The sequence below is a fragment of the Picrophilus oshimae DSM 9789 genome, from assembly GCF_900176435.1.
Lineage (GTDB): Archaea > Thermoplasmatota > Thermoplasmata > Thermoplasmatales > Thermoplasmataceae > Picrophilus > Picrophilus oshimae.
Genome location: NZ_FWYE01000002.1, coordinates 325,377 through 347,859, shown reverse-complemented (window position 1 = coordinate 347,859; position 22,483 = coordinate 325,377). Strand labels below are relative to the sequence as shown.

The following is a 22,483-nucleotide window of genomic DNA, read 5'->3' as shown; positions in this document are numbered from 1 at the left end:
TGCATCACATTATTATTAGAACAGCGGCCGCAACCACTGTTGTCCACTCATCCTTTTTGAGCACAACGGTTGTTGATGCTATGTTCCTCGTTGTTAGTATCTTATTTTCAAGAACGTACTCCTTTCTACTATCATCCCATTTTAGTTCCTCCTCAAGACCCATTGTGCTGGCAAGCATCCTTGCCGCAAGCTCCTCTGCAAAGTAGCCTGCCTCATTTTCAGTCTCACCGTATGCATGGTGCTCGCTTAAATATCCCCAGTGGTCGCGGTCAGATGGAACAGCATAGCCTATAGCGGATGATATCATTCTGTTTAATTCATTTGATGAATTTCTTGCAAGAACTGTAAATAGTATCTGCCCAGGATTTAAAAGTTTTAAACCATCATCCTTTGAAATTATCTCGGCCCTTGGGGGCAGTATTGAGCTGACGCTGACTATGTTAAACTGTGCTATTCCAGCCGATCTTAAGGCGTTTTCAAACGATTGAAGCTCAGTCCTGCCCCTGCCAATGCCCCTCGTGAAGAAAACCTTGCTTGGAAGAAGATTCTGCATAAATGGTAAATAATAACATGTTTAAAATATTTGTTAAATAAAGTGCCTTATAACCATCGAAAGCCTAAAATCGATGCCAAAGTCATTGAGGCTTTTTGATGCGGCTCTAAGTGCAAGGATGTTCTCAATATTTAATATCTTATCATTCTGGACATTGTTTACCAGTTTATTTAATTTATAAAATCTGGACATGTATCTTTTTATATCAATATCATAATGGCGCTTTATCTCATCCAGGTCATTGTATTTTGATATGTTTTTAAAAAGTATCTCGGCGGTTTCAAGGGATGGTACTATGCCCTCTCCTGTTATTGGTGATACACTGCCTATGGCCTCACCAGTGCCTATAATATTGTTAATACTAACAGGAAAGGCAGGTTTTAGCCTTATCATCCTTGAAACAACTTTTTCATAGGATTTTATACTAAAATTCCTTACATCATTAATATTTTTTGATCCTATGCCTATATGATATTTGCCGTTTAATGGAAATGACCATGTGTATCCTGATCCATTTTTTAAAAAGTAGAAATAAAAACCATCTTTAAATGATTTTTTTACCAGGTATTCCTTTGTATAATATAATTCATCATCTTTTGGACGGCCAAGATAATACCTTGAAACTCCGGTTGCATCTATTATTATCTCAGGATATATCTTCTGGTTCTTTTTGTTTCCTTCTATTATATCTTTTTCAAGCCTGTTTTTATCTATTGTAACCAAACCCCTTGAATTTAGATAAATCGGCTTAAAATTATTTCCTGATATTTCTATAATATCGGAATATGATAATAAATATTCATCTATATCAATATTTATTTTATCCATGAAATTTTTTATTTTATTTATGTTTGTTGCGTAACCACATGGTATATAGTAATTATCCCTTTTTACATCAAAGCCGGTTACGCTAAATCCTGATCCATGGAGCCTTGCAAGCAGGTAGGACCCTGCAACACCCAGGCCGAATATCTTTATCATGGCAATGTTAAAATTGCCCAATATTTAAATATTATGTTAAAATCCATATTTAGTGAAATCTGTTAAAAATGCCTTTGATCTTCTTGATGATAATGTTTTAAGTGCCGTTTACCGGCAGGGCATCATTGAGCCAACCCTGGTTCAGAGCATGGCAATACCATTGATATTGCAGGGAAAAAATTTGCTTATAATATCACCGACAGGAAGCGGCAAGACAGAGGCTGCAATACTTCCAATACTAAATATGATATCAAGGGAAAGGCCTAAACCGGTCTCACTATTATATGTAACGCCCCTGAGGGCACTTAACCGTGATATGCTATCAAGGCTTTTTGAATATTCAAGGAATCTCGGCATCAATGTTCAGGTAAGGCATAGCGACATAAATGAATCAGAACGCAGGGAGATAGTAAGGCATCCGGGCGATATATTAATAACAACACCAGAATCGCTTCAGATCATGCTTGTAAATAAAAACCTAAGAGAAATAATATCAAATATAAAATATCTTGTTATTGACGAGGTTCATGAGATGGCCCAGAACGAGAGGGGATCACAGTTTTCAATAGCACTTGAGCGGCTCAGGGAGCTTAACCACGGCTTCCAGGTTATTGGGCTCTCAGCAACTGCAAATAACGAGGCTGAGCTTGCAGAATTCATAGAGCCTGATAAAAAAATAGAAATTGTAAAGCCGGAGATAAGAAAATCAGTTGAAATAAATGTAACGCTTCCTGAAAAGGCATCCCAGGAGCTCAGTGATAAAATGGGCTGCGATAACCAATATGCCGGATCAATAAAAAGGATTTACAATGAAATAAACAATATTTCCGGCGGTTCCCTGGTCTTTGTCAACAGAAGGTACGTTGCCGAGGATATGTCCTTTAGAATTAAGTTAATGGACAAAAATGCAAGGATCGAGGTACATCACGGATCACTGTCAAGGGAGAGCAGGGAAAATGCAGAAAACGATTTCAAATCAGGAAAATTAAAAGCTCTTATATGTACATCATCACTGGAGCTGGGTATAGACATAGGCACCGCAGAGCTTGTGGTGCAGTTCAACTCACCAAGGCAGATAAATAAACTTTTACAGCGCATAGGCAGATCAGGTCACAGCCTTGAGAAGACCTCAAGGGGCCTGGTAGTCTGCAATGATGTAATAGAGCTCGAGGAGGCCATGGCCATAGTTGGAAATGCCCTTGAAGGAAAACTAGAGGATGTTCTAATAAGAAAGAACTCGCTTGCAACCGTTGCAAACCAGGTCATGCTGGAACTTTATTTTAAAAAGAAGATGAACTATATTGATTTTTACAATTTAATAAAAAGGGCCTATCCATTTAAGGATCTAAGCATTGATGATTATTTATCAGTTATAAATTTTCTTGCATCAATAAAGAAGATTATAATCGACGGAGATAATATAATAAAAAGGTATTCCATTCTTAATTATTATATAAATAATATATCAATGATACCAAGTGAAAAGATCTATAGGGTTATAGATCAAACAAATAAAAAATTCATAGGAACACTGGATGAAAAATACGTTGTTAACGAAATAGAGCCAGGATCATACTTTGTCATGAAGGGGTCAACATGGAGAACAATAAGAATCGACGAGGAAAAGATCCTTGTTGAGCCGTTTAACACCGCGGCCATAGCCCCTCACTGGACAGGTGAGGAGATACCGGTTCTTTACAGGGCAGCCGCCAGGGTATCATATAACAGGAAAAATCATATTATAATGGATTTTCTCGATGATGAATCAAAAAAACATCTAATAAAATGGTACGAAAACGATCTTGCAACAGATGATAATATAATAATAGAATCACAGGGCAATGAAATAATAATACAGGTACTTCTAGGAACCATGGGCAACTTTGCACTTGCCGAGATACTAACAGGCCTTTTGACATCGATAACCGGTGAATCTGTTGAAATGGATTATTCGCCGTATCATATATATTTAAGATTGAACAGGAGCATGAACAGCTCACAGATCATGGATATAATAAAAAACATAGATATAAAAAACATCTTCGGCTATATTAAAGCGTCTGCCAGGCGCTCAAGGTTTTTTAACACTGTTTTTTTATATGAGGCCAGAAAATTTGGCGTCATATCAAACGATGCTGATATAAGCAGGATAAGACTGGAAAAGATTATAGAATCATATATAAATACACCGCTTTATGAGGATTCCATTAGAAAACTTGTCTTTGATTACATGGACATAGATATATTAAAAAAATATCTCGAGAATATAAACAATGTAAAATTTACATTAAAGAATAATATATCAGAAAGCTCAAAAACATTTATTTCACACTATTCAGAAAGAATAATGCCATTAAAGCCAACAAAGGTTATTATAGATTCCATAAAGAACAGGCTGCTCAATGAGGAAATTATACTTTTATGCACCTCATGTGGAAATATCAGAACATTAAAGGTTAGAAACATAGACTCTGTGAAATGTCCGGCCTGTGGATCATACCTTGTGGCAGCAATATCCAGGTTCGATAAGGAGATGCTGTCAAAAAACGATGAAAAGACAATTAAAAGAATAAAAAAGAACGCGCATCTTGTAAAGGAGAAGGGAATAATAGCGGTCATGGCAATGGCTGCCCGCGGCATAGGTCCTGAAACCGCATCTAGGATACTGGAGGTATCATACATAAACGAGGATGATTTTATAAAGAAAATCATACAGGCAGAGACTGATTTTGCAAGGAACAGGCAGTACTGGGATTAATTATTTTATTAATTAATATAATAAATCTATTTATAAAAATTTTAAATTCATATGATAGAAATCCTTATATAGAAGTTTATTTTTACTTACCTGATAATTATGATGGGTGGTCAGCCGATATTCATACTTAAAGAGGGTACAAAAAGAGAGAGTGGCAGGGACGCCATGCAGGACAATATTGAGGCCGCAAAGGCAATAGCAACATCCATAAGGTCCACACTTGGACCAAGGGGCATGGACAAGATGCTTGTCGACTCACTCGGAGACATCGTAATAACAAACGATGGTGTTACAATTTTAAAGGAAATGGATATAGAACATCCTGCCGCAAAGATGATGGTTGAGGTTTCAAAGACGCAGGACAGCTATGTCGGGGACGGCACAACAACAGCAGTTATTATAGCAGGCGCCCTCCTTGAGCAGGCCCAGGCCCTTGTAAACCAGAATGTGCATCCAACCGTAATAACGGAAGGTTACAGGATGGCAGATGAGTACGCAAGGAAGGTACTTGATGAGATATCAATAAAGATAAATCCTGACGACAAGGACAAATTAATAAAGATGGCAATGACATCATTGAACAGCAAGAGCGCCGGTGTTTTCAAGGATAAACTTGCAGAGCTTTCATACCAGGCCATAAAGGCAATAGCAGAGGAGCGCGATGGCAAGTACTACGTTGATTTCGACAATTTACAGATGGTTAAGAAGCAGGGTGGCAGCGTTGATGAGACCCAGCTTATTGATGGAATAATAATAGACAAGGAAAAGGTACATCCCGGCATGCCATCAACAGTGGAGAATGCAAAAATTGCGCTGCTTGATCTCGCACTTGAGGTTAAGAAGCCAGAGTTTGACACAAACCTTCAGATAAACGACCCAAGAATGATACAGAAATTCCTTGACCAGGAGGAGGGCATATTAAAGGAAATGGTTGATAAAATACAGAAAACAGGAGCTAACGTTGTAATAACACAGAAGGGTATAGACGACATGGCACAGCACTACCTTGCAAAGGCAGGAATATACGCTGTTAGAAGGGTCAAGAAGAGCGATGTCGACAAGCTTGCAAAGGCCACAGGCGCTGCAATAGTATCATCCCTGGACGAGATGACAGAGGCGGATCTTGGAAAGGCAGACAAGGTTGAGCAGGTGAAGATCGGCGATGACTATATGACATTCGTAACAGGCGCAAAGAATCCAAAGGCAGTAAGCATATTAATAAGGGGAGAAACCGATCACGTTGTTGATGAAATAGAAAGATCGATAACAGACTCACTGCACGTTGTTGCCGCTGCGGTTGAGGATGCTGCATATGTCACTGGCGGTGGCTCAGCAGCTGAGGAGATAGCCTTCAGGCTGAGAACATACGCATCAAAGGTTGGCGGCAGGCAGCAGCTTGCAATAGAGAGGTTCGCTGACGCACTTGAGGAGATTCCAAGGGCGCTTGCAGAGAACGCAGGTCTTGATCCAATAGACATACTAATAAAGATCAGGAGCGAGCATGCAGCAGGCCACACAAAATACGGATTAAACGTCTTCACCGGTGAGGTCGAGGACATGGAAAAGGCAAATGTAATAGAGCCAATAAGGGTTGGCAAACAGGCAATAGACTCAGCAACAGATGCCGCTGTCATGATACTAAGAATCGATGATGTTATAGCAACGAAATCCTCATCATCAAAGTCACCATCACCAAATCCAGGCGAGGGCGCAGGTGAGGACTAAAATAACTTTAAATATTTTTATTAAATTTATATGTGTGATAAACAACTATAAGCTTATTTATAAAAAACAGCATTACGGTCTTGTTGGAAAACATTCAGCCGTTAAGGTATGCCACTGGACAAAAAGTGAGCTTACCGGCAAGGCATCATGCTATAAAAATACATTTTATGGTATAAATTCATCACAGTGCATACAGATGACGCCGGCACTTAACTCATGCACAGAAAACTGCGAATTCTGCTGGAGATTCCAGGGTTTTGATTCGATGCATATAGGCGATGAAGACGATCCTGAATTTATTCTGGAGGAAAGCATAAAGGCACATTTAAAGCTAATATCCGGTTTTAAGGGCAATCCAAACGTTAGCAGCGAGGCATGGGAAAAGGCAATGCATCCAAAACACATGGCAATATCATTAACAGGCGAACCGACACTTTACACAAGACTTGGTGAATTAATAGCGGCCGCAACAAAAATGGGTATATCAACGTTCCTTGTAACAAACGGAACACTTCCAATGGTGCTTGAAAAGCTTGATCCATTACCAACGCAGCTTTATGTAACTGTTGCCGGTCCAACAAAGGAGATATTCAACAGGGTTTTAAATCCTGCAATAGGCAATGCCTGGGAGAACTTTAATAAAACGCTTGAGCTCCTTCCATCTCTTGATACAAGAAAGGTTATAAGGCATACACTGGTAAAGGATGTAAACATGCCATATTACGACGAGTATGAAAAGCTTGATAGAAAGGCGGATCCGGATTTCATAGAATCAAAGGGTTATGTCCATGTTGGCCAGTCAATAGACAGATTAACAGCAGATAACATGCCATCACATGAGATGGTTCTGGAATTTTCAAACGAGATGGCCAGAAGGCTTGGATACACACCATATGCCGATCGCAGGGAGAGCAGGGTTGCAATGATAGCAAAGGATCCATCAAAAGCAAGAATAGATTTCGACAGTGTATTAAAAAAGGCCATGGAAAAAATTTCATAATCATTTTATATCTATTTTTTTCAGGCTCGATTTTTTGTTTCCATCCTGGTTTTTGCTCACGGTTTTTAATGCAAAGTTCGTAAGCTCAAGCAGACCACGGGCATATTTTAAGGCCTCACTGCCAAGCTCGTTTACAAATTCTGGGACCTCTATATTTATTTGAATTATTGTCTTTTTCATAAATAATATATCAACTCAGTGTTATATATAGATATCCATTCTTAAACTCCGCACCCATAGGTTCCTTTTCTGATATTGTCTGTGGGAGATAAACAATGCGGCGCCAGTTTTTTACCTCTATTATCAGCTCCCCTGCCTTTTTGAACAGGTTTGTCTCACCCTTCTCGGCAAAGGGCAGCTTCACCTTTAATATTGTGTTATCCCCGGACTTCTCAAACTCATATGGTTTTTCATGCTTAAATATATTATATGGATCCTCGCCATCGTAAAGCTCCATGCCGAATTTCAAAAGCTCATTTACTCCAAGAGGCTCCCTTTCCATTAGATAACCCCTCATGATCTTTATGTCCCCAAAGGCTGCATTTATATCATTTAATATCTCATTTTGTGATTCACGCCATGCCTTAAAGAAATCACCTGTGTTTTCTCTATATATCTTATTTACTATCACGGCATCAACAGGATAACCATAAAGTAGCAAATATGTGTAAGCCCTCTTTGTCTCATTAAATGACATGTGATCGGCATTTGTCACAAGCCTTATTGATGTTATCTCAGAATTCTGCATTATTTCCTGTATATTCAAAAGATCTTTGTATAGTGTCTCGGCGCTTTTAAAGACCCTGTCTGATGGCAGCGGCATGCCGCCTGTAAATGGTCTCACAAGTGGTCTTGCTATCTTTGCTGCCGTTCTTCCTATTGGGAATATCTTATCCATGTACCAGGTCATTACCTCTGGAAAAGATAGCAGGCGCAATGATTCACCGGTCGGTGCGCTATCAACGATGATCGTATCAAAGGAATCCTCCTTTATATAATCGTTTATATATAAAAGATATGTGGCCTCCTCAAAACCTGGAAGTATAGCAATCTCGTCGGCCGATATTGGATCTATTCCCTGGTACTGGAATAGTGCCGTTAAATACTCCTTTAAATCCTCCCAGTGCTGGTTTATTGCCTGGTTTATGTTTATCTCCTGTGCATAGAGATTTTTCTCTATTTTTGTCGGCTCTGAGCCAATATCAAATTTAAGGGAATCTGATAGTGAATGAGCCGGATCTGTTGACATGACCAGCGTCTTCCTTTTTTTAGATATCATTGCAGCAGTTGCCGCTGCAACACTTGTTTTACCAACACCACCCTTGCCTGTGTATAATATAACCCTGGACATTTACATCAAACCTGCCTCATCAATTCTTTCTATAACTATCATGGCAAGCTCCATTAAAAGATCCAGATCCCTGGATCTGCCTATTCCTGATAAATAGGATACAGATTTATTTATATAATCCTTGGCAACCTTAAATGAGTATTCAATTGCACCGGTTTCCATCATTATATTTTTAAACTTATCCTTCAAATCAGGAGATTTGTAATTCCCTGTAAGTATATCCCTTATTTTATTATTATAATAATTGTTTTTAAGTGAATATATTATTGGAAGGGTTATCACATCATGGCCAAGATCAACCATGGCCGGTTTGCCCATATCCTTTTCGTTGCCTATAATATCTAATATATCATCTGTTATCTGAAAGGCCATGCCCATATTGTATGCAAAATTGCTAAGCCTGTTTGATATCTCAAAATCCGCACCGGCAGCCTTTGTGGCACCAAGGGCACAGGCCGCAAAAAATCTTGCCGTCTTATTCTCGATAATTTTTAAATATGTCTCCTCATTCATATTTAGATTTCCTATATTCTCGGCCTCGAGTATTTGCCCCTCGGCAAGGTTGCTTGAGGCATCGGCCATGATTTTGGATACCTCTTTCCCGTATCTTGATCCGAGCTCATAGGCCTTTGCAAATAGATAATCACCGACCACTATTGCGTTGTTTATACCCTCTTTATAGCTTAATGTGTACCTTCCGCGCCTCATGTCCGAGTGATCTATTATATCATCATGTATCAGGCTTGCAGTGTGTATAAGCTCATAGCCCGCTGCCAGGTCAAGAATCTTTTCATATGATTCCCCTGAGGCAATCTCAAATGAAAGTATTGTTAATAATGGTCTGAATCTTTTGCCGCCAGCCTCAATGGTGTACCTTGCCATATCATAAAGATACTTTTCATCTGTTTGGATTGAATCCAAAAGCCTCTGATTAATCTCTGCTATCTTGCTCCTCATGCTGTACTGCCAGTCATAAAAATCCTTCATGAATATACCCCAGGCAGCACTAATATAGAATTATTAAATTTAAGCTTTTAGCATGAAATTTATTTTTATAAAAAAATTGAAATTTATCTTGTTAAAACGATCTCTATTGAAGATACGTTGGATTCTCCCTTCTCACCCTGTAAGCTTTCCGTATCAAGTTTTATCTCATCGTATTTAGCATCCTGTATGAACTTGTGCCTCGTTATCTCTGCAATGTCAACAGCCTTGCTTATGGCCTTACCCCTGGCCTTAATAACAATGCGGCTGGTTGAATTGTTGTTAAACTGCGTCACGATAGCAAGAACATAGTTCATCGTTGGTTTCTTTCCCACAAAGATCACATTCTCCTCTGCCATAGTGGTTCTCCTCTTAAACTAAATTAAATAGCAATATATAATTATATCGATTATCTTTATTTAAACATTTATTTTAATCTTATTAATGTATCTGTGTTTATTACACCGTGAATATTCCTTATTGAATCCACCTCACTGTTCAATTCATCAAGAGAGGTGCATCTAAGCCTAACGGCTATGTCAACACTTCCGGAGTATTCATATATATCATTGTACTCTGCCTTTAAGGTTTTTATAACAGAACCTGCCAGTGATGGATCAACCTTTATTAAAACAATTGCATCAACACTTGATGTTGTTTCAATTGTAAACTTTGTTATTATACCATCATTTACAAGCTTTTCTATTCTCTTTCTTATTGTGCCCTCTGATACGTTAAGCTGCCGGGCAATATCCATGTTGCTGGTTCTTGAATTCTTTATAAGCATCTCTATAATCTTTTTATCTTTATCATCCATGTTATAAGTATATTAAGAATAAATTTAAATTTATAGAATATATAAAAAATCATCTGTATAAATTTTTATTCTCTGTGTTTTCAGGCTTCTTTATAAGCTCCCTTGGAACCCTCAGCAGCCTCATTATGTTTGTTGCCTGGATCATGTATATTGGAAGCCCTGTATTTATATCGTTCCCATTCCTTGCTATGGCAATGATCTCCATCTTTATCTGCATCACCGTTCCATCATCCAGGGTTACCGTTACCCATTTAGGTTCCTCTTCAAGTTTAAATCCCATCACGCCGTTCTCATCCATGATTAAAGTATGATAAGATTCTATAAAATGTTAATTGATTAAAAAAATTAATATTTTGTTTTTAATTGTTTAAGAATGAAGCTCAGCGATCATGTATATTATATAGACAGGACAGTATCACACGTTTACGTTGTAATCTCTGATCATATAGTTCAAATTGATGCGGGCATAAAGAACGATTTTGTTAAGATAAACAATTTTTATAAATCAATGAATATAAAACCTGAGTACATACTTTTAACATCCGGTACATATGATCATGCCGGTTCATTGAAGGCCATTTATGATGAATACTCACCGGAAATATATATAAATAAAAATGACATGGATCTTGTTACAAAGCCAAGGGAAAGAAAGGGCTTTGTATCATATATCGAATCCAAGGGTATATCAATAGATACTGTAAAGAACGTTTTTTCATATGAAAAATTTAATTTAAACGATTTTTTGGTAATTGATACACCGGGATACACATCCGGCAGTGTTTCAATATTTTACAAACCAGAGAAGGCATTATTCACAGGTGACGCGGCAACATATGGTTTCAGGAAATTAAAGGTTGACATGATGTTTGTAAACGATCAAAAGGATGCAGAGCTTTCATTGAAAAAAATAGAAATGATGGATTTTAATTCAATATATCCTGCACATGGAAGGATAAAACGATAGATTTAATTCATACATATTCATTTATCATCATGAAGGCTAAGATAGAGGTTACTTATCTTCCAAACGTTGAGGATCCTGAGGCACTGAGCATAGAGAGAAATCTCTCCATGCTTGGCTATAATGGCATTAAGGGCCTATCAATAAAAAAGATCTATGAATTCACCCTTGATGACGATTCATATAACGTTCTTGATGAAATTGCAGGCAGGATTTTAACGAACCCGGTTATACAGAGCTATAAAATTATTCGTGATTGATATGGACATAATAAACTGTTCTGACAATGATCTTGATTTAATTGGAAAGTCGCTTGCGCTCAGCCATGATGAAATGCTATTAATTAAAAAATACTTCACAGAAATAAAAAGAAATCCCAGTGATGTGGAGCTGCAGGCAATAGCACAGTCATGGAGCGAGCATTCATGTTATAAGAGCTCCAAATTTTATCTTAAAAAGTATCTATCAAATTTAAGAAATGAGAGAACGATACTTGCCATGGAAGATGACGCTGGCGTTGTAAAATTTAATGATGATTACGTCTATGTTGTTAAAATGGAGAGCCATAACCACCCAAGCGCAGTTGAACCATACGGTGGTGCTGCAACAGGCGTGGGTGGAATCATAAGGGACGTGCTATGCATGGGTGCCCAGCCTGTTGCACTTGTCGATTCACTTTACTTTGGCGACCCGGATAACAAATCCGGTTTTTTATCTGAGAGGTTTATAATAAACGGCGTTGTTTCCGGCATAAGGGACTATGGTAACAGGCTTGGAATACCAAATGTCGCGGGTTCAATTTATTTCCATGAGGGCTATAATACCTCACCAATTGTCAATGCCGGATGTATAGGCATATCAAGAAAGGATAAAATTGTGAGAAGCAGGGTCCAGAAGGCGCGTGACATATTAATACTATGCGGAGGGCGTACCGGCCGTGATGGCATTCATGGCGTCAATTTTGCATCAAGGGTCCTCGATTTAAAAAATGGAGAAAACAGAAACGCTGTTCAGCTTGGAAATCCAATAGTCGAGGAGCCTTTGATACACGCAATACTTGAACTTAATGACCTTGGCCTGATAACAGGTATGAAGGATCTTGGTGGCGGCGGCCTTTCAAGTGCTGTTACAGAGATGCTCTACGCCGGAAACCTTGGCGGCACCATAAATCTTGATTCCGTTCTTTTAAAGGATGATAACATGCTTCCATGGGAGATCTGGATCAGTGAATCACAGGAGAGGATGTTAATATCCTCTGATGAAAGAAATCTTCCACAGATAAAGGATGTTCTTGATAAATGGAACATTGAGTTCTCCGTCATAGGAAGGGCCGAGGAGAAGAAAAATCTTGAGATATACTATAAAAATGAGAAGGTTTTTGATCTTCCACTGGAATTCATATCACAGACTCCTGTGTATCAGAGGCCATACAAAAAGCCAAGAAACAGATGCAAAAGCGAACCATTTAGGGACGATGATATAAATAAATCGATAATATCATTAATATCATCCATAAATGTTTGCTCACGTGCACCGGTTATAAGGCAGTATGATCATACGGTTCGCGGTGCAACCATAGTAAGACCGCTTACAGGTTTGCCAAATAATGAAACACACTCAGATGCCGCTGTTATAAAACCCGTTGATGATAGCTTCGCAGGAATAGCGGTTACATCCGGATCAAAGCCCATGCTGTGCGCAATAGATCCATATGGTGGTGCACTTGAATCGCTTATAGAGGCATACAAAAATATTATTGTAACAGGTGCCGAGCCTGATGCCATAGTCGATTCACTTAATTTTGGTAACCCTGAAAACGAGGAAACAATGTACTCATTTGTTGAAACATTAAAGGCAATACGTGATTTTACATTGAAATTTAAGCTGCAGCTCGTTTCAGGTAACGTGAGCTTCTACAATAAAAACGTAAGTGACATCATGCCGACTCCAAACATTATGATGACCGGAATCATTGATGATGTAAGAAAGGCCATAACAACAGAATTTAAAAATAAAAATTCATTGATATATCTAATAGGGAGCATCAATGGAAGCCTGGCAGGCACGGTTTACTCAAAATTGAAGGATATAAAATGCTATGATTATCATAATTCAAATATAAATGATCTTTGCAATGTTTATAATATAATAAAGGAAAATAAAGAAAAAATACTCGCGGCACACGATGTATCAGACGGTGGCATAATAGCAGCATTGATTGAAATGTCATTTGGCAAAAACATAGGTTTCAATGTAAATCTAAAGGATATAAAGATGAATCTTGAAAACAAGCTGTTCTCAGAGCATGGCACTGCAATAGTAGTTGAGGTTCCATTGGAATCAGAAATTGTATTTAACAATCTTGGAATAAAGCTTGGATATACATGCGACGACATTACCGTGATGGACGGTGAGAACATGGTATTTAATGCAAGAATAAACGAACTCAGAAATCTCTGGGATTCAGGCCTGGGCAAGTATTTATAATAAAAATGCATTATTTTTTATGGATTCAATAAAAAAGGTAAAATACATAGAAGATAAGGATGTCACACTTGTGCTCTTTTACAGATTAAATTTTTCAGGCAAAAACTGTGGATATGCCAAGATCTTTCCAGGAAATAAAACTGATGGTTTTGAGATATACATGGAGGCCTATGACTGTGATTACAATGAAAATGACATAGAAAAAATATATCAAAGATTAATAAATGAGATAGAATCAGGTGAGATAGAGCTATAATTTTAAATAACCTTTTTTGATATTTTCAACATGCGAAAAAGAATTGTTTTCATAGGCCTTATTGTACTCATCGTTGGTGTAATATTGATGGTTTCAGGCTACGAGGGTATTGAGAGGGCACCAACATACGATAATTTAATACAGATAAGTAACAACGAGTACACAACAGATTCATTTACATATCATGCAGGTGAAATTGTCATAGTATCTGGTGGAAACAATGAATCCGGATTGATATGCAATTCAAATTTGAAATATGTAACCGCATCAAACATTGCAAATTATACAATAAGGCCAGACAAATCAACAACAGACGGCCTTTACTACTGCAATTTAACAAACAATGGAAGATACATCTATGTTGAATTTTCAAGCAAATCGCCTGGCATTATAGCATACACAATAGCAACGCCTGCCGAGATAAACAATCTTAACAGGTACGCTGATATAGTAACTGCTGGAATACCAATCTCCGTTGCCGGCTTCTTTGTTTTAATGATAGGCCTAATATTAAAAAAGAAGTAATTTAATAAACATGCATGGTAACCATTATTCCAACGATAACAATCATAATTGCCATGGTTAACATGGAATAAAAATGCGTTCTCTTCCTTATCCTTTTTATCTCATCAAATCTACCCTGCTCGTTTAACCTTACAATGAGCTTCCCATGATAAATGTTATTCCCGTACATTACTATTAAAAGTATTATAACAAGTATCTCGGCCGTGAACAGCAGCTCACCAAAGAGGCTTTTAAAGTACAGATTGAAATTAAGGAGATACTTATACGTCATTATTAGACCTGTAACTATTAAAAGGCCAAATGAGACATTAGTGTAAAGTGCAAATCTCTTTCCAACAAAACCAAGCAGCCTTGTTCTCATCTTCTCATCATTAAGTTTATAGCTCTCCGGCCATAGAATGGCCCAGATGAATATTGATCCACCAACAAAGATTATTGCCGAAAAAACATGTATAAGCAGGAGTAAAAGCATTATTATCCTCAGCATGCCCGTTTATCTTTAAATATTATATTAACTTTGTAATTTATAAATTTATAATATATTATGCTATAATCTAATATGAAATACCTGGTAGTGACCAGCCGTGGGCCATTTTCACACGAAAAAAAGGGTAAAAATGAAACGATAGAAAATAATGTTGGCGGTGTTGCCACGGCATTGAAAATGCTGTTATCAAAAAACGGTGGCACATGGGTATGCTGGGGCAGTGGTTCACTGGACATTAACTATAAAAGTGAAAACTTTTCAAATTACGTAATAAAAAGAATAATATTAAATTCAACCGAGAAAAAGAAGTTTTATGATGAATACTCAAACGGCACGCTATGGCCTGTGTTTCATTATTTCAGGGACAGAACAACATTTTACAAAGATGCTTTTAGATACTACCTTGAGGTTAACAGGAAATTTGCCAGGGAGGTTATTGAAAACATTGATGATGATACTGTTATATGGATACACGATTACCAGCTGGCAATGCTCCCCGGGATTCTAAGGGAAAGCAATGTAAAGAACAAAATCATATTCACATGGCACATACCATGGGTAAGCCCGGAATTCTTTTCAATAATACCGGAATCCAGGGAAATAATAAAAAGCATATCAAGCAGCAATTACATTACATTTCACATAGATAATTACCGCGAGAATTTTATAAATTCACAGAGATTCCTTCTCGGTTCATCGACACCTTCAAGGGTCTATTCAATACCTCTCGGCATTGATACAAAGTTTTTCTCGCCTAAAAATGCAAAAAAGATTAACAATATAAAGGCAAAGATCATATTCTCAATAGACAGGCTTGATTACACAAAGGGTTTAACGCTTAGGGTTCTTGCCATTGAGGATCTTTTGACAGAGCATCCTGAATTATTAAAAAAGTTTGTTTATATAATGAATGTAACCCCAAGCAGGACAACAGTAAGCGAATACATAAACATGAAAAAGGAGCTTGAAATGTCAGTTGGCCGGGTTAATGGCCGCTTTGGTACAATAGACTGGAGACCAATAATATACATGTACAGAAAGATAAGGGATAAAACACTATTATCATATTACAAATCCGCGGACGTTGCATTAATAACGCCGCTTATAGACGGTCTAAATCTTGTAAGTAAGGAGTTCGTTGCCACAACGGAAAATGGTGTTTTAATAATATCAAGATTTGCGGGTGCATCAAAGGAACTTTCAAGCGCAATAACTGTGAACCCTTATAATATAAAGGAAACTGCAAATGCAATACTAAAGGCACTTAGCATGGATGTTAACGAGAGAAATAATATGATATCAAAACTTAAAAACACTGTTGTTAAGAGGGATATAAAATGGTGGTACAGGCGTATAACAGCACTTCCGAGGTAATGAAAGAGATAAATAAAATAATTGAATACGAACCACAGATATTTCTTGATTACGATGGCACCCTGGTTCCAATAGTCAACGATCCCATCGGCTGCTATTTTGACAGCGAATTAAATTACATAATATCAGAGATAAACAGGAGATTTGAAATGTATATAATAACGGGCCGCTCCCTTGATGATACAAGAAGATGTCTTGGGAATCTTAATATAATAGCGCTGCACGGTGCATTATTTTATATAAACAATGAAACGTTAAAGTATCCTGGCTTTGATAAATTTCTTGATTCATGTAATAAAATATTTCTTAATTATAAACATCTTGAAGATTTATATCATGGTCTAAGGATATATAATAAAAATGGCGGTGTTCTCTTTCACCTTGGCAACGTTGATAATAGAGATGAGATTATAAAAATTGTTGATAAAATAGCATTTAATAATAATCTGGAATCATATCATGGGATAAATATCGTTGAGATAAGATTCCCTGGAATAAATAAAGGCAGGGCCATAAAAATGATGAGGAACAGAAAAAGACCTGTTATTATCTTTGGCGATGATTTAACTGATGAGGATTCATTCATTGAGAACACTGATGCAATAACAGTAAAAATAGGGCCTGGAAATACAGCGGCAAGGTTCAGGCTAAAAAGCTATCTTGATGTCAGAAACATATTAATAAATATAATAAACATTTAATACTCGGTCTCAATTAATTTTATGCCAAGAACCTTCTCAAGCTTTTTTGCGGTTTCTATGCTCGGGAGCAGGTCACCACGTTCGATATTTGATATCACATTCTTTCTTTCAAGGACCTTCCTTGCAAGATCCTCCTGCGTCATTGAAAGCCTCTCCCTTGCAGATTTTATTAATGATGCATAGTCCTCAACTATATCAAGGCTTTCAACATCATCACCTGCTGGCCTTTTATACTTTTTATATGGTTTCTTGTATGTTTTTACAATGATCTTCTTTTCAGGTATTTTAACTTTTATATCATCTTTAATTTCCTGCTTTCTGGGCTCATCAACAGGCTCTCCAAACCTGGCGCAGGCTGGGCAGACGTTCATTATTGCCCCTGAGACCCTGACCCTTTTTAACTGTGGTACGTTTCTACCACACATCTCGCATTCCATGATAATATAATGTTTATAACATTATATATGTTTTTCTATTGAAATATTTTTATTCCATTTAATAATAAAGATCAATGCAGGAGATTTTCAATAGAATATTCAGGGATAACAAATCAATTTACACATTATCAGAGACCAATAAACGTGTATATGGCGAAAAAATAATAAGGAAAAAGCACAGTTATTTAAGGGAGTGGGATCCAAGGCGCAGCAAGCTTGCCGCGGCAATATTAAAGGGATTCAAACATGCGAATTTTGACAAAAAATTGAACATACTGTACCTTGGTGCATCGACAGGTACAACTGTAAGCCATCTATCTGATATATGCATCTCAGGCAGGCTCTATGCCGTTGAGCTTTCATACGATTCATTTGTTAAGCTTTACTCGCTTTCACAGACAAGAAATAACATATTTCCAATACTTGAGGATGCAAACCTTGTTGAAAGATATAAATTCTTTGTTGAAAAATGCGATTTTATATACCAGGATATAGCACAGAGAAATCAGGTACAGATATTTAATCAAAACGCAGATATTTTTAAACCAAGGTCAGCAATACTTATAATAAAAATAAAGGCAATATCATCAAAGGATCCGGAGAAGAAAATATTAAAAGAGACCATTTCCAGTATTAGGAAATATAATATAAAAGAGATTATAGATTTAAGACCATATGACATAGGCAACTACCTTGTTTACATGGAAAGATGAAAATTGCAATTTTTTATGATTTTCCTCTTTATTTTTGCATTTAAACCGAATATTTTGAGTATAATATTTTATTATATTGTTATTTTTCCAAAAATTATCATGAATAAATTATAATGTTGCAAAAAAACACTGAAAAAGCTTATATAAGATTATTTTTTATATTTAGATAGGTAATAGCCTTGAAGATAGAGAAAGGGCAAAAGTATGATTTTGAAATATATAAAGACGATTTATCCGGGGCTAATAAATCGATAATCGCAACGTGGTTTAACAACGGAACCCCAGTATCGGTAGAGCTTGCAATGAATAAGAGCCTGCTTGAGGAGCTCCTAAGATTCTTCAACAGGACATCAAAGAAGAGTGCTCTGGTTTCAATTGAAAGGACATCAAAGTCTAAGTATATAATATCACCGACAATTGTTGTTGTTAATAAGCCAAGACAAACACCATAATTTTTTATTTTGTTTTTTGGTGTTCTGATAGAAAACTTTATATATATCTATTCTAATATTATTATTGATAGTGTATGGCACTATACAAGAAAAATTCGAAAAATTCGCTATCTGATGAGATAGGCAGCTATGAGGAGATGGAAAGGGACATATGGGAGGATAACAAAAAAATATCAAGGAAGAAGTCTGGTTCTATCACGAGGAAATAATGTTGTCTCACGAACGTTTTTAATTCCAAGCAGATTCATTGTAAGCCTTTCAAGGCCTATGGCCCATCCAGCATGTGGTGGCATGCCATACCTGAAGGCGCTTAAATAGAATGTAAAGCTTTCAGGGTTTAATCCCTTATTTTTTATATTGTTTACAAGGTCATCGTATCTATGTATCCTCTGTGCTCCAGAGCATATCTCGAGCTCCCTTAACTGAAGATCAAATGATTTTGTTGTCTCATCATCCTTTTTCATTGTGTAAAACGGTCTTAAAGATACTGGCCACTCGGTTATGAAATAAAATGATTTATACCTCTCGCCAAGAACCCTTGCGGCCTCCGGTGAAAAATCATCACCAAAGTTCATCTGAAATCCGGAGCTGTTTAGATAATCAATGGCCTCCCTATATGTTATTCTTGGTATCCTGCCGTTTATTGAATCTATGTTAAATCCGTGTTTATTTAATTCATCACCAAGATTGTTCTTTAAAGTATTTATTGCATTTTTTACGGTATTTTCAAGGACATCCATTACATCATTATGATCGGCAAAGCTCATCTCGATATCTATCGATGTAAATTCATTTAAATGCCTCAGAGTGTTTTCCTTCTCCGCCCTGAAGGCCGGTCCAACCTCGAAGACCTTTTCAAAGCCCGCGGCCATAAGTATCTCCTTGTAGAGCTGTGGGGACTGGTTTAAATAAGCATCCCTTTCAAAATATTTTACAGGGAAAAGATCGGCCCCACCCTCTGTTGCGGCTGCAACAATCTTTGGTGTGTGCACCTCGATAAATCCAAGCCTGTTTAAATATTCTCTGATGCCCCATAGCAGGGTGGATTGGGCCTTGAATATTATCAAATTTTCATCCTTTCTTAGATCTATGTATCTATTATTTAACCTTGTATCAAGATCGGCCTGCACTTTGTCAACCACGCCCAATGGAAGTGGTGCCTCTGCAGCATTTAATATTTCAACAGAATCTGCTATTATCTCTATACCGGATTTGCTTCTGCTTTGATGATCTACAGTTCCATGAACCTTTAAAACACTCTCCCTGTTAATTTTATAAACCTCATCAAAATTTTTAACATTTTCTGATTTAACCGTTACCTGGATTCTGCCGGTAACATCCCTTAGTATTATAAAAACAATGCTCTTTATCCTTCTTATATCCTCTGCCCAGCCGCTGAGCTCAACCTCATCAAGATCCGCAGCATCCTTTATATAATTCCTCATTGCTCTGTTATATATAACTTGTATTAATTCTTTGCCGGGTATAAATTAAAAAATTATAAAAATATTAATAAACTAAATTATATATTATAATGATATGAAACTATTATTAATTATAATCATAATCTCAATTTTAATATTCGTTCCTGGCATTCATAAAAGCCAGCCAGTTATAAATCATGGCAATGTTTTAATAATAAACCTGACAGAGGAGATAGATTCAGGGTCATCAAACATGTTCCATGCCATGTCTAAAAATTACAGCGCTGTTGTAATATACATGAACACACCAGGCGGCATACTGGAAAACATGCTTCAGATGGTTAATTGCATAAATAAAACCGAGCAAAGAGGAATACCTGTTTATACATACGTTCCTGATGATGGCATGGCAGCATCCGCCGGATCATACGTTGCAATGGCAAGCGATTATATCTACATGGGCAGTGGATCATACATAGGGCCATCAACACCAATCGTTGTTGGTGGCACACCGCTTGAGGAAAATCATACAAAAAATGCCATGGCAGCACTCATGGAGAGCATGGCCATTGCACATAAAAGGAATGAGACCGCTGCCTACTCAATGGTGATCAATAATACCGCATACACATCAAATGAGGCATATAAAATCGGTTTAATAAATGGCATATGCAATAATTTCACAGAATTTTTAAAAGACATGGTGCATGGAAGATACATATATGTTAATGAGAACCTTTATGACCAATTTTTAAGCTTTTTAAGTAATCCTGAGGTTTCAGGTCTTTTAATATTAATTGGTTTCTTTGCAATACTTATAGATTTATATCACGGTAGCATAATACTATCAGTGATAGGCATAACATCAATTATCTTAGGCTTCCTCGGCGCGGAGCTTATTGATGCCTCAATTGTTGGAATAATACTATTGATCCTCGGGGCAGTCCTAATGATGCTTGAGTTTAAGACAAACCATGGCATTGCCCTGTTATCAGGCCTTTTGACAGGCTCGCTTGGAATATACTTTCTGGCATCGCCATACTATTCATCAAATCCCGGGTACTCACCGTCACCATATGGATATAATATACTAATAGCAATAATCATAATACTTATACTTGGCTTTATCTTTATATATTATATAAGCAGAATATACCTTTCCCAGACAAGAAGGAGGTACACAGGCTCTGAATCAATAGTAGGGCAGACCGGTTATTCATTAAATGATATACCAAAAAACGGTACCGGCCAGGTCTCGATAGACGGCGTTGCATGGGAGGCCATAAACAAGGGCGAAACAGAAATAAAAAGAAACGATGAGATCGTTGTCCTGGGACGCAGCGGCCTGAAGCTTATAATAAAAAAGCATTAATTTATATTTATTTTATGCATTATAAGCCGATGGGCTTTATACTTGGTTATGATGTTGGCGGAACCAAGATTTCCGCTGTTATTGGTGATGAAACAGGGAAGATTCACGATACATTAAGGAAAAGAACATTGAAGGAATACGGCAAGGAGGGTCTTTCGGCCGAGTTAATTGCCATGGGCGAGGAGCTTCTAAGAAAAAATCATATAAATTCAATAGACAAGGTTGGAATAATCTTTGCGGGTCCTGTTGATTCAAAGAACGGTATAATAGTTGCATCACCGAACATTATAGGCTTAAAAAATTTCAATATAAAAAAACCATTGGAGGATCATTTCAATGTTCCGGTATATCTTGATAATGATGCGGCTGCAGCGGCAATTTCAGAAAGAATCTTCGGATCAGGCAAAAATGTTGATAATTTTATATATATAACATTGAGCACTGGCATAGGCGCCGGGATATTTATAAATGGAAGATTATACAAGGGATCTCACGGCATGGCCGGTGAGGTTGGCCACATGGCAATAATGCCAAACGGCTCGGTATGCGGTTGTGGAAGGCGCGGCTGCTGGGAAACCATTGCATCAGGCAAGGGTATTGCAAGACGCACGATGGAAAATATAACGGCTCTCAGGGACTCAACAGAGCTCTCAAAGCTTAGGTCATCAGAGATTGATGCAAAGGCTGTTTTCAGGGCAATGGATAAAGGGGACATGTTCGCACAGCTAATGGTTGAGGAGACGATATATTATATAGCGTTTGGCATAGTTAATCTAATAAACATACTTGACCCGGAGCTTATTATAATCGGCGGCGGCCTGTCATTCGAGGGCGAGAAGCTCTTTAAACCGTTGAGAATGGCAATAAAGGAGGAGATAAAAAGCCTTAAGAGGAACGTCAGGATTGTAAAGGCACTGGAAAATGGTGCAGATATTGGCTCAATAGCAATAACAATGTATTATGATTAAAGAGCCGCCGACGGGATTCGATCCCGCGACCTCGTGCTTACCAAGCACGCGCTCTACCAGGCTGAGCTACGACGGCCTTATGCCAGTATCTTTTATTTATATAAATTTCTTTTGAATTCATTATCTAAAACAATAAATACTCATAGAGCATTAA

The 22,483-nt window shown here is 37.4% G+C and carries 26 protein-coding genes and 1 tRNA gene; 15 read left to right on the top strand and 12 right to left on the bottom strand.

The window, feature by feature from the left end:
- Nucleotides 1-4: 4 nt before the first annotated feature.
- Entirely contained in the window at nucleotides 5-553 is a 549-nt protein-coding gene (locus B8780_RS05305) for a pyruvoyl-dependent arginine decarboxylase (RefSeq protein ID WP_084272902.1), read from the bottom strand.
- Nucleotides 554-586: 33 nt separating this feature from the next.
- Nucleotides 587-1,534 carry an NAD(P)/FAD-dependent oxidoreductase gene (locus B8780_RS05300; RefSeq protein ID WP_011177994.1) on the bottom strand — a complete coding sequence of 316 codons (948 nt, stop codon included), beginning with the start codon at nucleotides 1,532-1,534 and terminating at the stop codon, nucleotides 587-589.
- A gap of 52 nt (nucleotides 1,535-1,586) precedes the next feature.
- Here B8780_RS05300 and B8780_RS05295 point away from each other — a divergent pair, with 52 nt between their 5' ends.
- The 3 genes from B8780_RS05295 (at nucleotide 1,587) to twy1 (ending at nucleotide 7,017) form a co-directional block, all read left to right on the top strand.
- Entirely contained in the window at nucleotides 1,587-4,292 is a 2,706-nt protein-coding gene (locus B8780_RS05295) for a DEAD/DEAH box helicase (protein ID WP_084272901.1), read from the top strand.
- Nucleotides 4,293-4,391: 99 nt separating this feature from the next.
- A complete protein-coding gene (gene thsB, locus B8780_RS05290; RefSeq protein ID WP_084272900.1) occupies nucleotides 4,392-6,017 on the top strand; it encodes a thermosome subunit beta in 1,626 nt (541 codons plus the stop codon).
- 34 nt (nucleotides 6,018-6,051) lie between these two features.
- Complete coding sequence (gene twy1, locus B8780_RS05285) at nucleotides 6,052-7,017, top strand: 4-demethylwyosine synthase TYW1 (RefSeq protein ID WP_084272899.1); 966 nt, start codon at nucleotides 6,052-6,054, stop codon at nucleotides 7,015-7,017.
- On the opposite strand, the gene B8780_RS05280 is transcribed toward twy1, so the two are convergent.
- The 6 genes from B8780_RS05280 to B8780_RS05255 form a co-directional block, all read right to left on the bottom strand.
- Entirely contained in the window at nucleotides 7,018-7,197 is a 180-nt protein-coding gene (locus tag B8780_RS05280; RefSeq protein ID WP_084272898.1) for a hypothetical protein, read from the bottom strand.
- Nucleotides 7,198-7,207: 10 nt separating this feature from the next.
- Complete coding sequence (locus B8780_RS05275; protein WP_084272897.1) at nucleotides 7,208-8,368, bottom strand: ArsA family ATPase; 1,161 nt, start codon at nucleotides 8,366-8,368, stop codon at nucleotides 7,208-7,210.
- On the bottom strand, nucleotides 8,369-9,355 hold the full coding sequence (locus B8780_RS05270) for a polyprenyl synthetase family protein (protein ID WP_011178000.1): 987 nt from the start codon (nucleotides 9,353-9,355) through the stop codon (nucleotides 8,369-8,371).
- 83 nt (nucleotides 9,356-9,438) lie between these two features.
- Nucleotides 9,439-9,711, bottom strand: a complete 273-nt coding sequence (albA, locus tag B8780_RS05265) for a DNA-binding protein Alba (RefSeq protein ID WP_011178001.1) — start codon at nucleotides 9,709-9,711, stop codon at nucleotides 9,439-9,441.
- 68 nt (nucleotides 9,712-9,779) lie between these two features.
- Nucleotides 9,780-10,169 carry an Lrp/AsnC family transcriptional regulator gene (locus B8780_RS05260; RefSeq protein ID WP_011178002.1) on the bottom strand — a complete coding sequence of 130 codons (390 nt, stop codon included), beginning with the start codon at nucleotides 10,167-10,169 and terminating at the stop codon, nucleotides 9,780-9,782.
- 49 nt (nucleotides 10,170-10,218) lie between these two features.
- Nucleotides 10,219-10,467 (bottom strand): hypothetical protein, encoded by a 249-nt coding sequence (locus B8780_RS05255; RefSeq protein ID WP_011178003.1) that lies wholly within the window; start codon nucleotides 10,465-10,467, stop codon nucleotides 10,219-10,221.
- Nucleotides 10,468-10,542: 75 nt separating this feature from the next.
- Here B8780_RS05255 and B8780_RS05250 point away from each other — a divergent pair, with 75 nt between their 5' ends.
- The 5 genes from B8780_RS05250 to B8780_RS05230 are packed head-to-tail and all read left to right on the top strand — an operon-like array spanning nucleotide 10,543 to nucleotide 14,401.
- Complete coding sequence (locus tag B8780_RS05250) at nucleotides 10,543-11,136, top strand: MBL fold metallo-hydrolase (RefSeq protein ID WP_011178004.1); 594 nt, start codon at nucleotides 10,543-10,545, stop codon at nucleotides 11,134-11,136.
- Between the two features lie 29 nt (nucleotides 11,137-11,165).
- A complete protein-coding gene (purS, locus tag B8780_RS05245) occupies nucleotides 11,166-11,393 on the top strand; it encodes a phosphoribosylformylglycinamidine synthase subunit PurS (protein WP_084272896.1) in 228 nt (75 codons plus the stop codon).
- 1 nt (nucleotide 11,394) lies between these two features.
- Nucleotides 11,395-13,620, top strand: coding sequence for a phosphoribosylformylglycinamidine synthase subunit PurL (gene purL / locus B8780_RS05240; RefSeq protein ID WP_084272895.1), 2,226 nt, complete (start codon nucleotides 11,395-11,397; stop codon nucleotides 13,618-13,620).
- 19 nt (nucleotides 13,621-13,639) lie between these two features.
- Nucleotides 13,640-13,876 carry a hypothetical protein gene (locus B8780_RS05235; protein ID WP_011178007.1) on the top strand — a complete coding sequence of 79 codons (237 nt, stop codon included), beginning with the start codon at nucleotides 13,640-13,642 and terminating at the stop codon, nucleotides 13,874-13,876.
- Nucleotides 13,877-13,906: 30 nt separating this feature from the next.
- Entirely contained in the window at nucleotides 13,907-14,401 is a 495-nt protein-coding gene (locus tag B8780_RS05230; protein WP_011178008.1) for a hypothetical protein, read from the top strand.
- Nucleotide 14,402: 1 nt separating this feature from the next.
- Here the strand turns inward: B8780_RS05230 and B8780_RS05225 are convergent, their stop codons facing one another.
- Nucleotides 14,403-14,888, bottom strand: a complete 486-nt coding sequence (locus B8780_RS05225) for a DUF2269 family protein (RefSeq protein ID WP_153274136.1) — start codon at nucleotides 14,886-14,888, stop codon at nucleotides 14,403-14,405.
- Between the two features lie 72 nt (nucleotides 14,889-14,960).
- Here B8780_RS05225 and B8780_RS05220 point away from each other — a divergent pair, with 72 nt between their 5' ends.
- Nucleotides 14,961-16,262 (top strand): trehalose-6-phosphate synthase, encoded by a 1,302-nt coding sequence (locus B8780_RS05220; protein ID WP_084272894.1) that lies wholly within the window; start codon nucleotides 14,961-14,963, stop codon nucleotides 16,260-16,262.
- Nucleotides 16,226-16,963 (top strand): trehalose-phosphatase, encoded by a 738-nt coding sequence (gene otsB / locus B8780_RS05215; protein ID WP_084272893.1) that lies wholly within the window; start codon nucleotides 16,226-16,228, stop codon nucleotides 16,961-16,963. The genes B8780_RS05220 and otsB overlap by 37 nt, the downstream gene beginning before the upstream one ends.
- Here otsB and B8780_RS05210 read toward each other — a convergent pair.
- Nucleotides 16,960-17,400 (bottom strand): multiprotein bridging factor aMBF1, encoded by a 441-nt coding sequence (locus B8780_RS05210; RefSeq protein ID WP_084272892.1) that lies wholly within the window; start codon nucleotides 17,398-17,400, stop codon nucleotides 16,960-16,962. The genes otsB and B8780_RS05210 overlap by 4 nt on opposite strands.
- A gap of 74 nt (nucleotides 17,401-17,474) precedes the next feature.
- On the opposite strand from B8780_RS05210, the gene B8780_RS05205 reads away from it, so the two are divergent.
- The 3 genes from B8780_RS05205 (at nucleotide 17,475) to B8780_RS08355 (ending at nucleotide 18,774) form a co-directional block, all read left to right on the top strand.
- Entirely contained in the window at nucleotides 17,475-18,113 is a 639-nt protein-coding gene (locus tag B8780_RS05205; protein ID WP_084272891.1) for a fibrillarin-like rRNA/tRNA 2'-O-methyltransferase, read from the top strand.
- 179 nt (nucleotides 18,114-18,292) lie between these two features.
- Entirely contained in the window at nucleotides 18,293-18,565 is a 273-nt protein-coding gene (locus B8780_RS05200) for a hypothetical protein (RefSeq protein ID WP_011178014.1), read from the top strand.
- 74 nt (nucleotides 18,566-18,639) lie between these two features.
- Nucleotides 18,640-18,774 carry a hypothetical protein gene (locus tag B8780_RS08355; protein WP_269087912.1) on the top strand — a complete coding sequence of 45 codons (135 nt, stop codon included), beginning with the start codon at nucleotides 18,640-18,642 and terminating at the stop codon, nucleotides 18,772-18,774.
- Here the strand turns inward: B8780_RS08355 and aspS are convergent.
- Nucleotides 18,739-20,010: an aspartate--tRNA(Asn) ligase gene (gene aspS, locus B8780_RS05195; RefSeq protein ID WP_011178015.1), complete on the bottom strand. Its 1,272-nt coding sequence runs from the start codon at nucleotides 20,008-20,010 to the stop codon at nucleotides 18,739-18,741. The genes B8780_RS08355 and aspS overlap by 36 nt on opposite strands.
- A 94-nt stretch (nucleotides 20,011-20,104) precedes the next feature.
- Between aspS and B8780_RS05190 the strand changes: the two genes are divergently transcribed.
- Nucleotides 20,105-21,361 carry an NfeD family protein gene (locus B8780_RS05190; protein ID WP_084272890.1) on the top strand — a complete coding sequence of 419 codons (1,257 nt, stop codon included), beginning with the start codon at nucleotides 20,105-20,107 and terminating at the stop codon, nucleotides 21,359-21,361.
- A gap of 14 nt (nucleotides 21,362-21,375) precedes the next feature.
- Nucleotides 21,376-22,329 (top strand): ROK family protein, encoded by a 954-nt coding sequence (locus B8780_RS05185; protein WP_084272889.1) that lies wholly within the window; start codon nucleotides 21,376-21,378, stop codon nucleotides 22,327-22,329.
- A gap of 2 nt (nucleotides 22,330-22,331) precedes the next feature.
- On the opposite strand, the gene B8780_RS05180 is transcribed toward B8780_RS05185, so the two are convergent.
- A tRNA-Thr gene (locus B8780_RS05180) sits at nucleotides 22,332-22,405 on the bottom strand.
- Nucleotides 22,406-22,483: the final 78 nt, after the last annotated feature.